The following is a 14710-nucleotide window of genomic DNA, read 5'->3' as shown; positions in this document are numbered from 1 at the left end:
ACGTTGCGTGGCTGGTCATACTTTACACCGTATTAAAGCCATTAGAGATTTTGCTGATGTAAAGGCGGGCGACCTCGGCGGTTTTATTGAAAAGGAAAGTAACTTATCACATGATGGTAATTGCTGGGTCTATGATGAGGCTTGTGTTTATAATAATGCTCATGTTTCTGATCACGCTACAGTCTGTGATTACGCTAGTGTTTTCCATAATGCAAAAATTGAAGGCAATGCTAAAGTTTTTGATTGTGCAAAAATTTATGACAATGCAAGGGTTGCTGATCATGCCTTGGTTTTTGGAATAACTTATGTTTACGATCATGCCTGCGTTTTGAATCATGCTGAGGTATCTGACAGGGCTGTTATAAAAGGTCATGCTAAAATCTATGATAACGCTTTATTGACTGGCTATGCGCAAGCTTATGGCAATGCAAGAATTTATGACAATGCTCAAGTTTGGTTTTTTGCTGTGGTTGGTGATGATGCTTGTATTTATGAAAATGCAAAAATTACAGGCTATACATACATTTGTGATCAAGTGAGTGTTTTTGGCAATTCATATATAGATACCAAAAAATTGAATGGTCATATCAAAATTTGTGATCAAACCATAAAAGACGCTGCGTAAATAATGCGCGGGCGCGGCGGGGGCGCCTGCTTTCAAACCCAATTTTTCCATTTCAAATTTTATCAAACGTTTATCACATTAGATTGTGAGGGTATCTCTATGTGCAAAAAATATGAATTAACCAGTGAAATCAAAAAAATCAAACATGCTCTTACTCGAAATATTATAAGCCTTTATCGCATTAAAGCTTTAAAAGATTTTGATGATATAAAGGCGGGGTCCTTAGGCGGCTTTATTGAAAAGGAAGTTAACCTATCCCATGATGGTAATTGCTGGGTCTATGATGAGGCTTGTGTCTATGGTCATGCAAGGGTGTATGATGATGCAAAAATACGGCATTATTCGCAAGTCTGTGGTCAAGTTTATGGCAATGCTGAGGTCTATGGAAAAGCTTTTATCTCTCAATATGCTAAAGTTTATGACCATGCTTTTGTCTATGGCAATGCTCATGTTTATGGCAATGTTTATGGGTATGCTCATGTGAATGGTAGTGCCCGCATTCTTGCTGATGCTCATATTTATGACCATGCGCATGTTTCTTATGATGCTACGGTTTTTAGTTATGCACGCGTCTATGGTCATGCCAAGGTTTGTGGCTCAGCTTGCATTTATAGCCATGCAAAAGTTTATAATTATGCTGTTATTAATGGTCGTGCTAAAATTTATGGCAAGGTTTATGGAAATGCTTGTGTGAGTGGCTCTTGTGAGATTTATGGCTCTGTTTATGGCAATGCTAAAATCTCATATTGTGCAACGATCTGGGGGCGTGTTTATGGCAATGCAAAAATCAATAAAAAAAGCAAAGTAAGGTTGGTTCCAAAAAATTGTGAGGTGTATGAAAGGGATAATGTTGTCAATATAACTGATAAAACAGAATAAAGAACGGCGTGGGGGGGCTTTTAATAGGATAACTCCATCATAAAAGATAGCATTCATAAAAGAAAGCCGTGCCAAGTGATATGACGCGGCTTTCAAATAACGATTATAATGATAAAAAATAATCATCCACAATGGAGTAATGAATGCATATATACAAAACGTATCATATTGCAAGCGCTCTATTATCTTTATGAAAACTTATCAAAAGGAATGTAAATGATGCGTTTGATTTTTACTCACTCATTTGAATGAGAAAACCTATAAACGCTTTTTGTTGCTCTCAAACGTATCAAAACGCTCGGTAGCTTTAATAATTCAATCAAAAGCAAATGCATATTCAATAAATATCTGCAAAAAACGTTCTTTTTAGCTTGCAAGCATTGGTTTTTAAAAGCAGCTTTTCATAAGATAAATAAACAAACGCTTTTATAAAATGTAAGGTTTTTAAATTTTTTCTGCTGTGAAAGCTAAATCTTAGTTTTCTCATAAATGAAACGTTCTTAAGAGCAAATGATAACTAAGTTATAACTGTAATAAAAAGAGTTTTAACGTTTCTTATAAAGATCTCATTTTATGTTTCAAACGTTTAAACGTGCATTTAAAGAGCTTTCATAAGCGTATTTGTACTTTTCATTAAAACCTAATTTCTTTAAATATTAGCCGGTCCATTTTGGGGGTGTTATCTTAGAATAGAGCATTCTTTAAACATTGTTGCTTTTAATAAAAAGTGAGAAACCCCATACCTTATGATGTTACAATGGTTTTGAAGTTTGTTTGCTTATCTTTGTCTTAATAGCTGCCCCCAAATTTGGAAAGAGCTCTTTTGGTTTCGTATTTTTAAACTATAACTTTTAAAACGTTTTTAGTACCAAATCTAAAGTAGATAGTTATTCTACTGCCATGGCATTATTTGCCTCCATTTTTTTGTGGAAGCGAATAGTTCCGTTCTTAAAGACTAGCCTGCAATCTATTCATTAAAAGGCTTTTCATTTCATGAGATATAGCGTTTTGAATTTCATGACCTTTATTTCCTACCGCGGTAAAAAATACCGTGGTTATAAAATCGATCTTGTCTTTAAATCCTTTTATGCAATCTTTATAAACTAAACCTATAAGCTTATGACCGTTTCAAACGATTATTCCTTTGAAGGTTTAGCTCAAAAAAGAGCAAAACTCATACCATTTTTTAAACCTATACAATTTATGTTATCGATATTTTCAAACGACTAAATTTTTAAATAATGTGATTTGTGCTGTGATAAAAACGTACCATAAAATTTATGAACTGTTATGAATGATATCTGCTTTTCATTTCATTTGAACGTTTACATGCGTTATAATATTTGCATCATGATTTGCTTTTTACAGTCTATTCATCNTTATAATATTTGCATCATGATTTGCTTTTTACAGTCTATTCATCCATGGCAATCTTATATAAAAAATGGTCAAATGAATCATGCATAAAAAGATGGATTCTTGAGTGGATTCATATAAAATAATTGCAAACAACATATTGACTTTATTGTGTTTTTTAGTATTATATCTTGAATAACCGACAAAGGGTTCTTTTTCCTTTAGTTGCAAACGCCTCTTCTGCAGCACGGCTTCATCTTTCCAAAACTGCTGCATTGCAAGATCATTTTCTTTAAGCACGCGTTCCAACGCGCCTTTCACTTGGAAATTCATTTTCATCCGTTTAAAGACAGAGGTATAAAGAGCTAAAACAAGCATGATAATGATCATGCAAATAACAATAAATACCCAGAACTCGGGATCTAATAGAAATACGGCTATAGGATCACTGTTCATTTTTCCCCTCTCAGTCTTTACAAAGCCCGTGCGACAGAGAGCTTATGTGCTCTCCTACAGAGATTGCTTCTTCTAGTTTCTGAATATTTTTGTACAACTCACCCGTCACTTTGGTGCGAAGCCGTAACATAACCGGAATAAAAATAATGACACAGACCGTTATGGCGACCGTCGTTTTAAAGAGAACGGCATGCACAACATATTGCCACCCTGTCAGCTGCCAATTTAATACACCTGGTATTTCTAGAACCATTCTCCAGATGACAATGAGAACCGCAATAGCAAAGATAATTTTATAATCCTTTGCTGAGAGCAACACTTGCTGGAGCGAAAAAGAATGCGCTCCTTTATGCGTTTCTTGCTCTGATGTCCAATTTTGCTCCTTCATGTATTCCCCTCTCACTCTTTAAAAAGACCCGTGTGACAGAGAGCTTATTTGCTCTCACACAGAGATTGCCTCTTCTCGTTTCTGGATCTTTTTTTCCAATTTACGCATTATGATGATGCAAAACCCAAATACCACCGGAATAAAGATAAAGTACACAGGCCGTTATGGCTTACGTCATAATAATAAAAATTATAATATTCTTGCTACCTTGCCCCCCTCTTACCTTCCTCACATCTCAAATAGTGAAGATTTTCAAACCACGCCAATCTATAAACAATAGTCACAATTCAGCTTTTTCTTCCTAAAAATTCTCCTATTTTCAAGAAAATGACCCTGCAACCCCACTTCAATAGGATTCATTTCAAAGCTTGAATGAACAAGGCTCCTAAAAATACGAAAACAACCCATATACCGCGCGCCCCTACAAGCAAAACCGTTCCTTCCTCACGTCTCAAACGATAAAGTAAGTCCCAAGCACTCACTCTAGGCTCTAAACCCCACGGGCTCTTATTCCCTTTAATCAATACTAATCCATAATCGGCTTTTCTTCCACTCAATGCCATCCTCAACACCACCATTTAGAGCAATGTTTACGGACACCCCATAAAAAACACCAAAACATATCAAAGGCAAAATGGTATAGAGAGCAATCCCTATAAAGGCTGAATCTCTCATAATTTCTTCATTATTTTTCCCCTCTCATGACTTCTCAAACGCTATATCCTGTTCTTGCAAGACGTTTTTCAGTTCTTTTCTTAAACAGCAATACATTTTCACCTGCTTAAAGACACCATAATAAAGTTGTAAAATCCCCACGGGAATAGCAGCAAACCACAGTGTCACACACATAAGCACGAGAACAAATATCATGACAAGAATATCACCCCTTTTTTCTCTATCGCCTTTTTTATACCGATCCTTTTGATCGGTTATTTTACCCCGTTGCTGATCTATTTCTTTCAATTTTTGAGTATTTTTTCTCAACAAAAGCCACAATGTTATGAAGAGTATGTACAGAACTGGAAACAAGACCCAAACACACACTGTAATAACTTGCCAAAACGCACACAGAGAGAGAAAAAGAGGTGTATCCTGCCACCCTGTCAAGTTCTCTTGGCTACCCAAGGATGGAAGGAAAAAAAATCCTGTTGCACAACTCAATAATGAGTGAGAGGAAATAAATGACAACATGCTCTTGCACAGAAAAATACTCTTTCCCAAAAAAAGAGCACAGTCCATTACAAAATGCTGAATTTTTCCCCTTCATTGCTCTTCCTTTTTTTTATGAAAAATGCATTTCTTTATCTCATGCCCGCTCTTTTAAGAACCACGAAAAGTACAATGCATCGCGCTTCCCTTATTTTCAACAAACAGCCCTGATTTTCTAAAAGCGTGGTTGCTCTTCCAAATGATTAAGAACATCTTCCTCATTACAAACGAAAATAGGCTAACCTCTTTGCCTGTTGATTTTCCAACCATCCCCTCTTCATGTGTCACGAGCTTCCAAATATTACCTCTTATCCCTCACGATAGCTACACAAGCGCCTTGTCACTCTCTTTTCTTATGCGTTTTAATACCCGTTTCACTCTACAATACGTTCTCACGCGCTTGAAAACAAAATAATAAAATTCTAAAATGAGCATGACAACACCCGCAGGAAAAAAGACGTTTAGCAGAAATATCAACCAAAAGTATACGATAAAAAAACTGCTTATTCTTTCTCTATTGTTTTTTACTGGATTATTTTGTTGATCGGTTGTGTGCCCCCGTTGCTGGATAGCCTCATCCAACTGCTGAATCTTTTTTTTCAACAAATACGTTAAGATGAGATAAAGCACCAATAAAACAGGCATCAAGGCAACAACACACACCATGATGACTTCACGCAGCACAAAAAGCGCCAAAAGAGTGCTATCCTGTGATACACTCAACGGCCACTTGGATTCTAATGGGATCAAAAGAGCTTTATAACCTATCCCAATAAGGATAGAAATAAGACAAATAATCATATGATCTTTATAAGAACAAAATGATTTTCCAAAAACAAGAGAGCACCGTTTGTTATAAAATGTGGAATTTTTCCCCTTCATTTGCTCTTCCTTTTTATGCAACTTGTTTGTCCCTAACTTTTATAAGGACACGCATAATCTCTCAAGCACAATTGCATCCATTGTCGTCAAACAGAATACCCCAGAGAACACTCGTATTGTATATTTATGTTGCCAATAGTTTTGCCAATTCACGTGCTTGTTTTAAAGAAACATCTCTCAACACTTGCAAACCACCGCGCATCACCCCCATTTCATGAACAGCCCCCATGAAAGGATAACAATAGCGCCCTCATGAATATATCCCCCTTACTATAAAATCTATCACCCCTATTGTTTCAATAAAAAGTGTAATCCGGCGCCATGGCTCCCCCTGCTTGCCTCTACGATAGCCTTACCCTCCCCTTGCGACAAGCCATACTCGTTCCCCCTACGAGGGACACCCCCAAATTACCCTAAGGCTCCTACAACAAACCCACCCCTGCCCCAAAAACAGGCATACCCCACCTCTAGGATAACCTTTATCCCTTGAAAAGACAGAAGCATTTTTATTCTTTTCTCAATTGTTTTCCGCCCACTTAAGACATAAAAAAAGGAACTTCCATTGATTTGCAAATGATCGCGCAATAAGAACATTTGAAATGAGAAAATCTTACAACTTTCTTATTTCAATTAAAAAGGCTCAATGATCATTATAAATCAAAATATGACGATACATTCCATTTTTCATTAGAGTTCTTGCAAACCAATAGCTTAGAATATATTCATAAAAGCGCTTCTGAAACAGTGAAACAGAAGCTACTTTTGAGATCAAGCGTTTTAATATTAATGAAAGCACTAACATTCTCTTCAAGTTTGAAGTGTTGTTTTGTCAACAATCTTGTTAGCATGGATTGATTCTATAACTATGCGGTATCATCACAACTGCTCTTTATGGACAGCATAATGGTACGCGCCATTTTACTCACAATTCTTTATAAGCCTTGCGTTATAGGCTTGTCTGGAAAAGACAAAGGAGAATCCTATTGAATATAGCAATTATTTTGGGGTCTGTGCGTCAACCTTCATTCACAAGAACTTTAGCCAGTTATTTAGCGAATTGCCTCATGAAGCGGGGCGCATCACTTCAGTGGGTTGATTTGCGTGAACAGCCCTTGCCGATGACAGATCCAGATTATCATAAGCAGGTAGAGGCTAATCCAAGTGCTGCGGTTCGTCAGTTTGTAAAAACCATTGTGGCGGCTGATGGCGTTATTCTAGCAAGCCCCGTTTATCAAGGGTCTTATTCAGGTGTTTTAAAAAATGCTCTTGATAATTTGGGCTATAATGCCTTTTTAAATAAACCTGTTGGGCTTATCTCTCATGGAAGTACCACTAAAAAATGCGCACAACCGTGTGAGCATTTATTGCCGGTAGTGCGCACACTTTATGGTTATGCACTCCAATGTCAAATCGCCTCTTCCAACGAAGATTTTTCCTCAGATGATGAAGGTCGTACTTGGAAAGTTATAAGTGAAGAGATACAAACCCGTTGTGAAAGGCTTGCTGATGAAATGTGCTTATTTTTAAAGCAAAGAGGTGAGATTTAAAGCAAAGAGGGAGGGATCATGAAAAAAAAGGATGCGCACTATCATTATTTAGTGGTAGGGGGCACAGGGATGCTTGCCCCTTTGTGTCAATCACTAGAGCCAAAAGAAGTGATTCTTGCTGCACGCTTTCTTTCCCATAAAGTCCAGCTTGAGGCATTGCAAAAACAGCATATGTGTGTGCCATTGGATTATGATTGTGCAGCATCAAGGGCACAATTTTTAGACGCTATTAAGCAATGGCATGATCTAAAATATTGCATATTATGGATTCATTCACCTGCCCATGCATTTTCTTGCGCATTAATTGAGCAGTTGGCTCTTTTGCCTAAACCACCATGTATTCTTCATATTCTTGGTTCCAACACGCATGATCATTTGATCCTCGAGTGCGCGCGCAAAAACAAGGTTGATTTTATCCCCATTCAATTAGGACAAAAAACAACCCCAAAAGGTTTACGATGGCAGACCCATCAGGAGATAAGCCAACAGGTACTGGATGCCATAAAAAACCATATGAATAAACAAAACTTATGATAATACCTCTTGCCATGCAAAGAAGCCGAGCCCCTTCAATCTCTATCCATACCCAAACACCCTCTTGAATAACTCATACTCTCTACATCATGGGCTTTGTGAACGAACAGTTCCCCTCCTTTACGTCTCTAAACAGCATCCTTATATCAACAGCTTCAGAACCAAACTTTTTTCCTCCTCACACGGGCTTATCCCCTCCCTACAACCATCACAGCCCTTAAGCAACCACATACCCTATTACAGTTTCACGTTTTTACGATTTTGCAAATTCACAGAAAACAAGCAAACTGCCGATAAACAGCCCCATTAAAGCCTATCATCAGCCTATTCATTACCATCAACCCTTTTCCCCCAACGCCCTCCATTCCCCCACATTCCAATTTTGACGCATTGCACAATCCAACCTTCACGCCTCCATTGGCACCTCTTCTCCCCATATCCGCCCCACAACCATCACAGCCCCTGACCAACCACACACACCCTATTACAGTTTCACGTTTTTACGATTTTGCAAATTCACAGAAAACAACAAAACTTCCGATCAACAGCCCCATTAAAGCCTATCACCAGCCTATTCATTGCCATCAACCCTTTTCCCCCAACGCCCTCCATTCCCACATTCCAATTTTGACGCATTGCCCAATCCAACTTTTACGCCTCCATTGGCACCCTCTTCTCCCCAACCGCCCCACAACCGTCACAGCTCTTGAGCAACCACACACCGTTTTACAGTTTCACGTTTTTACGATTTTGAAAATTCACAGAAAACAAGCAAACTGCCGATAAACCGCCCCATTGAAGCCTATCATCAACCTATTCATTGCCATCAACCCTTTTCCCCCAGAGATCAGCGTAAAATGAGAAAAACAATCGATGCCCCGCTCCCAAGCCGTGAAGCAATGGCATGATCTAAAACTTATGCCTCCCCCATGACACGAGCACTACATGCGCTTTTTCAGCGCTGCGTTTAATTGTTTGGTAACCTTGTAATACGAGATCAAACGCTTGATAAAAGAAATATACAGTGCCACAATGGGTATTGTTAAGAAAAAATCAAAAACACCCCCCAGCAGAATGATCAAAATCACCGTCCAAAATGCCGCTATTTCGTAATGCATTTTATCCCCTTCCTTTTATAAATTGATTGATTGGGTTGCTTCAGTCACTTCATCCAACTGCTGAATCTTCTTTTTCAATCGATGGGTTAAAATTTCACGAAGGATCACAACAACAGGGATCGTTGCAAAAATACATACCGATAAAAAAAACAGAAAAACAAGAGAATGATAATATATTCAAATCTGCTCTCCTCTATCTCAGCAGCTATCCTTTTAGAGAAACTCACATAGACATAAGCTTTGAAAAACATAATGATGAAAGAGAGGCATGCGTGGAGGATATAATCTTTGCGTGAAAAAGCGAGCCATTTTTTTAACGAATGAGAACTTATCTGTGTTTCTAGTGCTAAGTTTTTCGGCACTCTCTCTTTTTCTTTTCCGCTTTTTTCAAAGAAACAAAAACGCTGTGGATGTTTTTTCATCAAACGTCTTTGTTTTTTCACTCTGTAATAGAGCCTCAAACGCTTGATTAAAGAATAATAAGGCGCCACAATAATCATATTCACAAAAATGGCAAAAACTGTAACTGCATTTAGAAGAAAATATCCAACCGGCAGAAACAAAATAAAAAACGCGATCTCACCCCTCATGCGTATAACCTCATTGATTAATCTCTTGCTGCTTTGTTTTTTCTTTTAGTTTTTTCAATCTGCGCTCTTTAAAACGATAAATCCCCCACAAAATAGGAAGGGGTGTGAGAAGACAAAACCATATCAACACTGGTAAGAGAAAAATAAGAGAACCAATTCCTTCCCATCTTGTCCATTGCAACGGCTGTACCAGAGATTTTGCACCCGCAGGAACTTCTAAAGCCATCATGATAAGGCATGTATAAAACATGATGAAAAAGCGGTGCCCTATTATTTTACACCGTCCCACCCCTTTACGCATTTCCACTGAAGACACTATAAATTTTCTAAATGAAAAGAAAGACACTTCAAATGTTGCTTTTTTCTCCTGCATTGTTCCCCTCTGCTTTTACGCTTCGCGCTTTTTACGCATTATTTTCAGGTTTAAGCTCTTTTTAATTTATCTAAACTCTTTATTTTTCTCAATAATTTTTTTCATCAATCCTAATTTCTACATCCATATATTCTAACTCCCCATCCTTTATGTAAAGAATATCGGGACGATAGTTTTTTCCATCAACCTCACAAATCGCGTCCTTTTCATAAACAAAATATCCCTGTTGCCTTAATTCTTGTCTTTTTTCCTCGATCAAATTTTCATAAGAATCTCTTCTTCTATTGCACAAATTGGGATCTGTAGCTCTAAAACATTCATAGCTTTCTACCTCCATGGAAAAATCCTTTGCCGCCTGTTGAAGCAAATCGTAACTGGGTTGCTTTGTCTTTTCTACCGCCTGAGCAATCACCATCGCGCGTTCCAGATGCTCTTCTTCGATGCTTGTTTCAAAGCCCAGCTTCTCACCTTCCATAAAGCTTTTGTGATAAGAGTGTAAAGTTTCAACATCGCCCATCAAAGCCAGAGCCGCAAGATAACGCAGGGAATAAGAAGCCAACCGAGGGACCACAGTTTTGTTTTCCCAAGGCAGGATTCTATATTGAGAGTGAAGCATCTTGCCAAGATCAACCTCAGTCATTGCCTTTTCTAAAGTTTTCTCGAGTGCACGACGTAAACATCCAACGCTTACCTTTTCTTCAAAAATTTCCACCCCCTTCACATCAAAACTCAATTCAAGAGCAATCAAGCCTCCAGAATTATAAGGGTCTATCGTTTGGCAAGCCGCCGCATGGATACCAGAAACCACCGCAATTGCACAATCAAATCGCGGATACCCCTTCTCAGCATTATAAAGAAACTGCACTTCACGATCTGGTAAATAATAGGTGGCCAAATGATCTCCTTTTCCTTCAATTTCCACCTTCCACCCCAAACTCTTTAAAAGCGCCGTTGCACTTTCCATCGTTAAGATTTCCTCATCAGAAAGAGAAAACTCTTTTTCCTCAGATAACGGCTTAATCATCGGCGTTGCTCCACTAGACGGCTCAAAAGCGACAGGTTGTTCAAGCACGCGACTTAATTCTTTTGTCACTTGGCAATACAGTCTCACCCGCTTGAAAGTAGAGTAATACAATGCCCAAATAAACATCACGACCACGGCAGAAAGCAGCGTGAAAAGCGTCAAGCCCACACCCCACGAGAGTACAACAATAATATCCATCATTTTAATATCTATCATTTTCTCCGCCCCTTCATGCGCTGTTTTGTTGAGAAGCGGTTTTTCTCCGCTTCCAGATTGCTTGCTCCAACATATCGATCTTTTCTTTCAACAGAACCGTGAAAATGATACGAACCACAAAGGCAACAGGGATGAACAAAAAAATAAACCATGATATAAGCTCCATAATTAACGAGAGAGCTGCCACGACATCCCCTTCCCACTCCGCCAACTTCCTACCCAAGCAACATGGGTACGAAGCGAAGAGCCATTCTTAAAGCTGCCACAATGAAAGCAATACAAAAGATGACTTTATAATTTTTGCGTGTCAGAAACGCTTCTTCCAGCGAAAAAGACCGTGGTTCTTCATCCAATGATACATTTTTTCCATTGCCCCTCATTTTTTATCCCTCATTTGTTTCAATTTCTAAGCCATTTTCATAAATTGAAGCTTTCGTCCTCACAATGGATGAGGGTTCAATCAATATCAAGCGCTTGTATCCCTCATCTTTTATAAAGACAATATCAGCGGTGCATTTTTTTCCATCACCTTCAAACATCGCACGAATAGAAGGTCTCCTACAACGCATAAAAATATAAAAAGACCAGTATTCATTTTCCCCGCCCTTCACGCGCGGTTTTGTTGATAAGTGTTTTTTCTTCGCTGCCAAATTGCTTGATCCAACTGCTCAATCTTTTTTTTCAACAAACGCGTAAAAATGATGCGGACCACAAAGGCAACAGGAATGAGTACAAAAAGAAGCGCTGATATAAAAACCAATATTAATGTTAAAATGAACAGGATATAATTCCACCACCCTGTCAAATCCCACTTAAAAAACATAAAGAATGCCATTATAAAAGCTGACACAATGAAAGCAATGCAAAAGATGACTTTATAATTTTTGCTTGTCAAAAACGCTTCTTCCAGCGAAAAAGACCGTGGTTCTTCATCCAATGATGCATTTTTTCCATTGCCCCTCATTTTTTACCCCTCATTTGTCTCAATTTTTAAGCCATTTTCATGAACCGAAGCTTTCGTCCTCACAATGGATGAGGGTTCATCAATATCAAGCGTTTGTATCCCTCATCTTTTATAAAGACAATATCAGGGGTGCTTTTTTTCATCACCTTCAAACATCATGTTTTCATCACTCACAGTGTACCCCCTATTATCTTAAGGCTTCTCTTTTCTCGTCGATCAAATTTTCATAAAAATATCTTCTTCTATTGCACAAATTTGGGTCTCTGACTCTAAAATTCTAAGTGCTCTTTTTATTTTCAGGAAGATAAGCTGCTTTCCAAAGAAGAAGCAAACGAGTGCAAGAAAATCGTAACGAAGTTGCTTTGTCTTTATGACGATTAGAATCATCAACAAAACCGGCCCAAATTGATTTTTTCGATATTTTTTTCAAAGCCCAAACTTTCACCTTCCATAAAGCTTTTATGAGAAAGCTGCCAAATGTTAATATCAGCCCTCAATACCAAAGCCCCAAGGTAGTGCAGCAAAGAAGAGGGCACTTGAGAGATAGAATAATTTCCTTTTCCCAAGGTGGTGCCCCCATCTTGAAAGCCCCAAGCACGCGGCCAAGATCAACCTCAGTCCCAGATCAACCTCATTCATCGCCCTTATCTAAAGCTTCCTCAAGCACACGACGTAAACGCCCTACGCTTATCTTTTCCTCAAAAAATTTCCAATCTCTTTGCCTTAAAATCCACCCCTTTGCCTCAAAGCCTCGTTGTCAATCTGGCAAAGCCCCAAAATGATAAGGATTAATCATTTGGCAAGCCGCCGCATGGATACCAGCACCTCTCACAATTCCATAACCAAATTGCACAAAACCTTTTTCATCCAGAGATGAGAAACTGTCCTTAGCGGTCTCGTAAATAAATAGATGGTCCCTCTTTTCTTTCAATTTTCCCCTCCACCCCAAGCTCTTTAAAAGCACTGTTACACTTTCCATGGAATAAAACATCTTGATCAAAACGTGTGCTTTTGGCTCACCTTCTCTATGCGCCTTGCCTCCACCTGCAAGAAAATGGGCTTTTCTTCCCCAAACACCAGAATATCTTTTGCTTTAAGTATAGATTTTTCGCTCTCCATATCGCTTGGTAAGACACATTTTTATGCTTGATAAAAAGAAAATAAGTTACAAGATTTTCTCTCTTTAAGAAAACAGAAACAGCAAGTGAAACCCAAGAGCAGCCCCTCTTCACTTATCCCCCTTAAAAGCTCGCAAAAATCCCACTCAAGCAAAAGCCCCACTCAAGCAAGAGGCCTCAATTTTTCTCAAAAACACGACACCAATATAAAAAAAGCATAAAACGAGAAGTGTCCCCCATGCTCCTTAATGAACAAGTTAAAAGCAATATACTTAATGGCAACAAAAGCCTCTCTTTACTTTTTCCCCTCGCTCACTTTTTTCCCTCATTCGCTTTTCCCTCGCTCACATCGTATAATATGACGGGAGCTTTTTTCTGTTCAACCTCTTCTTCTAATTGCCGTATCATTTTCTTCAACTGACGGGTCACGATAAAACGCATAATAAAAACAATCGGTAAGAATAAAAAAGCACAGGCAAGCATCCATACCAATGGCTCGAATACGACTAAAGAAACAAAGTCTCTCCCTCTCCATATCTTAACGACAACAGTTATAACTATTGGAGCAGTCACCATGACCGTAGAAAGATAGAATATTTTTTTATAGTCTTGCCAAACAAGAGAAAGCTGTTTTTTATCAAACATTCTGCTGCTTTTTATTTTGGGGAGATCTGTTTTAAGGCAATATCGCGTTCATTCAGTACGCATTTCAGTTCCTTTTTCACGCGGCAATACAGCCTCGCACGCTTGATAAACAGGTAATAAATGACAACGATTGGCGCCCATATTAAAACACTTAAGAGCGTAAAGAACAGGAAAGAAATGGCTATTAATGTTATAAGACTACTCGTCATTTTGTCTCCCTACCACATTCTGCATACGGATTACCTGATCACGTTGTTGTATCGCTTCTTCCAATTGTTGAAGCATTTTGTTCAATTTTCTCGTTAACTTTATGCACATGATCCCAATGATCGGAAAAAAGAGAAGAATCCCTAACCATATAAAGCTATAAATAATGCGAATTCTTGAAAGCGACGGCACTATAAAGCTAGCTATACTATCCTTCCCCGATATCAAATGTACGATAGAGAAAGCAGATTGCAAAACAGCAAAGAGAATAAGGATAAAAAGAATTATTTTACATTCTTTTGAATAAAGAGGCAGAGATTCTTTGAAGTTAAGAAAGCGCATTGTCGCATCAAGGGTCTTATGTGCGAGATTGTGTCTTTTCATTTCTCCCAGATCATTGCGCAATTGTTGTATGGCTTGCTTTTGTTGCGTCGTACTTTTTTTCAAGTCTTGAGCGAGTTTAAAAGATAACCTCATATGCTTGATCAACCGGTAAGGAAGCCGGATCATAACCATAAACATTACAATGGCAATGATGGTGAACCCTAAAAAAGCCAAAAATTTTATAACAATAATCAC

At 38.4% G+C, this 14710-nt stretch carries 21 protein-coding genes; 4 read left to right on the top strand and 17 right to left on the bottom strand.

From position 1 onward, the window contains the following. Positions 1-625, top strand: a 625-nt coding sequence (locus ACFIMX_RS05470) for a hypothetical protein (RefSeq protein ID WP_375694147.1), incomplete at its 5' end; no start/stop codon positions are given. Positions 626-724: 99 nt separating this feature from the next. Then, positions 725-1504: a hypothetical protein gene (locus tag ACFIMX_RS05465; RefSeq protein ID WP_375617359.1), complete on the top strand. Its 780-nt coding sequence runs from the start codon at positions 725-727 to the stop codon at positions 1502-1504. Positions 1505-2911: 1407 nt separating this feature from the next. On the opposite strand, the gene ACFIMX_RS05460 is transcribed toward ACFIMX_RS05465, so the two are convergent. From ACFIMX_RS05460 to ACFIMX_RS05435, 6 genes are all read right to left on the bottom strand, one after another. Continuing rightward, a complete protein-coding gene (locus ACFIMX_RS05460) occupies positions 2912-3316 on the bottom strand; it encodes a hypothetical protein (protein WP_375694146.1) in 405 nt (134 codons plus the stop codon). 10 nt (positions 3317-3326) lie between these two features. After that, a complete protein-coding gene (locus ACFIMX_RS05455) occupies positions 3327-3704 on the bottom strand; it encodes a hypothetical protein (RefSeq protein WP_375694145.1) in 378 nt (125 codons plus the stop codon). 356 nt (positions 3705-4060) lie between these two features. Further along, positions 4061-4267 carry a hypothetical protein gene (locus tag ACFIMX_RS05450; RefSeq protein WP_375640729.1) on the bottom strand — a complete coding sequence of 69 codons (207 nt, stop codon included), beginning with the start codon at positions 4265-4267 and terminating at the stop codon, positions 4061-4063. Continuing rightward, entirely contained in the window at positions 4221-4379 is a 159-nt protein-coding gene (locus tag ACFIMX_RS05445; protein ID WP_375640728.1) for a hypothetical protein, read from the bottom strand. Before ACFIMX_RS05445 ends, ACFIMX_RS05450 begins: the two co-directional genes overlap by 47 nt. A gap of 24 nt (positions 4380-4403) precedes the next feature. Beyond that, complete coding sequence (locus ACFIMX_RS05440) at positions 4404-4811, bottom strand: hypothetical protein (RefSeq protein ID WP_375694144.1); 408 nt, start codon at positions 4809-4811, stop codon at positions 4404-4406. 426 nt (positions 4812-5237) lie between these two features. Continuing rightward, positions 5238-5795 carry a hypothetical protein gene (locus tag ACFIMX_RS05435; RefSeq protein WP_375640726.1) on the bottom strand — a complete coding sequence of 186 codons (558 nt, stop codon included), beginning with the start codon at positions 5793-5795 and terminating at the stop codon, positions 5238-5240. A 983-nt stretch (positions 5796-6778) separates the two neighbouring features. Between ACFIMX_RS05435 and ACFIMX_RS05430 the strand changes: the two genes are divergently transcribed. Both ACFIMX_RS05430 and ACFIMX_RS05425 read left to right on the top strand, forming a co-directional pair. Continuing rightward, positions 6779-7342: an NADPH-dependent FMN reductase gene (locus ACFIMX_RS05430; protein ID WP_375640724.1), complete on the top strand. Its 564-nt coding sequence runs from the start codon at positions 6779-6781 to the stop codon at positions 7340-7342. Positions 7343-7360: 18 nt separating this feature from the next. Further along, positions 7361-7876, top strand: a complete 516-nt coding sequence (locus ACFIMX_RS05425) for a short-chain dehydrogenase (RefSeq protein ID WP_375640723.1) — start codon at positions 7361-7363, stop codon at positions 7874-7876. A 269-nt stretch (positions 7877-8145) separates the two neighbouring features. Here the strand turns inward: ACFIMX_RS05425 and ACFIMX_RS05420 are convergent, their stop codons facing one another. From ACFIMX_RS05420 to ACFIMX_RS05370, 11 genes are all read right to left on the bottom strand, one after another. Further along, a complete protein-coding gene (locus ACFIMX_RS05420) occupies positions 8146-8313 on the bottom strand; it encodes a hypothetical protein (RefSeq protein ID WP_375694143.1) in 168 nt (55 codons plus the stop codon). A 134-nt stretch (positions 8314-8447) separates the two neighbouring features. Further along, a complete protein-coding gene (locus ACFIMX_RS05415; RefSeq protein WP_375640721.1) occupies positions 8448-8570 on the bottom strand; it encodes a hypothetical protein in 123 nt (40 codons plus the stop codon). Between the two features lie 1024 nt (positions 8571-9594). Continuing rightward, on the bottom strand, positions 9595-9957 hold the full coding sequence (locus tag ACFIMX_RS05410) for a hypothetical protein (RefSeq protein ID WP_375640308.1): 363 nt from the start codon (positions 9955-9957) through the stop codon (positions 9595-9597). Positions 9958-10045: 88 nt separating this feature from the next. Further along, complete coding sequence (locus ACFIMX_RS05405; protein ID WP_375640401.1) at positions 10046-11182, bottom strand: DUF6990 domain-containing protein; 1137 nt, start codon at positions 11180-11182, stop codon at positions 10046-10048. A 28-nt stretch (positions 11183-11210) separates the two neighbouring features. Next, positions 11211-11384 (bottom strand): hypothetical protein, encoded by a 174-nt coding sequence (locus tag ACFIMX_RS05400; RefSeq protein WP_375694142.1) that lies wholly within the window; start codon positions 11382-11384, stop codon positions 11211-11213. 28 nt (positions 11385-11412) lie between these two features. Further along, positions 11413-11577: a hypothetical protein gene (locus ACFIMX_RS05395; RefSeq protein ID WP_375640310.1), complete on the bottom strand. Its 165-nt coding sequence runs from the start codon at positions 11575-11577 to the stop codon at positions 11413-11415. Between the two features lie 227 nt (positions 11578-11804). Next, complete coding sequence (locus tag ACFIMX_RS05390; RefSeq protein ID WP_375694141.1) at positions 11805-12161, bottom strand: hypothetical protein; 357 nt, start codon at positions 12159-12161, stop codon at positions 11805-11807. Between the two features lie 277 nt (positions 12162-12438). Beyond that, a complete protein-coding gene (locus ACFIMX_RS05385; protein ID WP_375640313.1) occupies positions 12439-12591 on the bottom strand; it encodes a hypothetical protein in 153 nt (50 codons plus the stop codon). Positions 12592-12918: 327 nt separating this feature from the next. Next, entirely contained in the window at positions 12919-13161 is a 243-nt protein-coding gene (locus tag ACFIMX_RS05380) for a hypothetical protein (RefSeq protein WP_375694140.1), read from the bottom strand. A gap of 430 nt (positions 13162-13591) precedes the next feature. Next, positions 13592-13924 carry a hypothetical protein gene (locus tag ACFIMX_RS05375; protein ID WP_375640315.1) on the bottom strand — a complete coding sequence of 111 codons (333 nt, stop codon included), beginning with the start codon at positions 13922-13924 and terminating at the stop codon, positions 13592-13594. A 198-nt stretch (positions 13925-14122) separates the two neighbouring features. Further along, positions 14123-14710, bottom strand: a complete 588-nt coding sequence (locus ACFIMX_RS05370) for a hypothetical protein (RefSeq protein WP_375694139.1) — start codon at positions 14708-14710, stop codon at positions 14123-14125.

It is taken from the genome of Bartonella sp. AD24XZML (genome assembly GCF_042196485.1).
GTDB lineage: Bacteria > Pseudomonadota > Alphaproteobacteria > Rhizobiales > Rhizobiaceae > Bartonella.
This window is presented reverse-complemented; position numbering and strand designations above follow the sequence as displayed.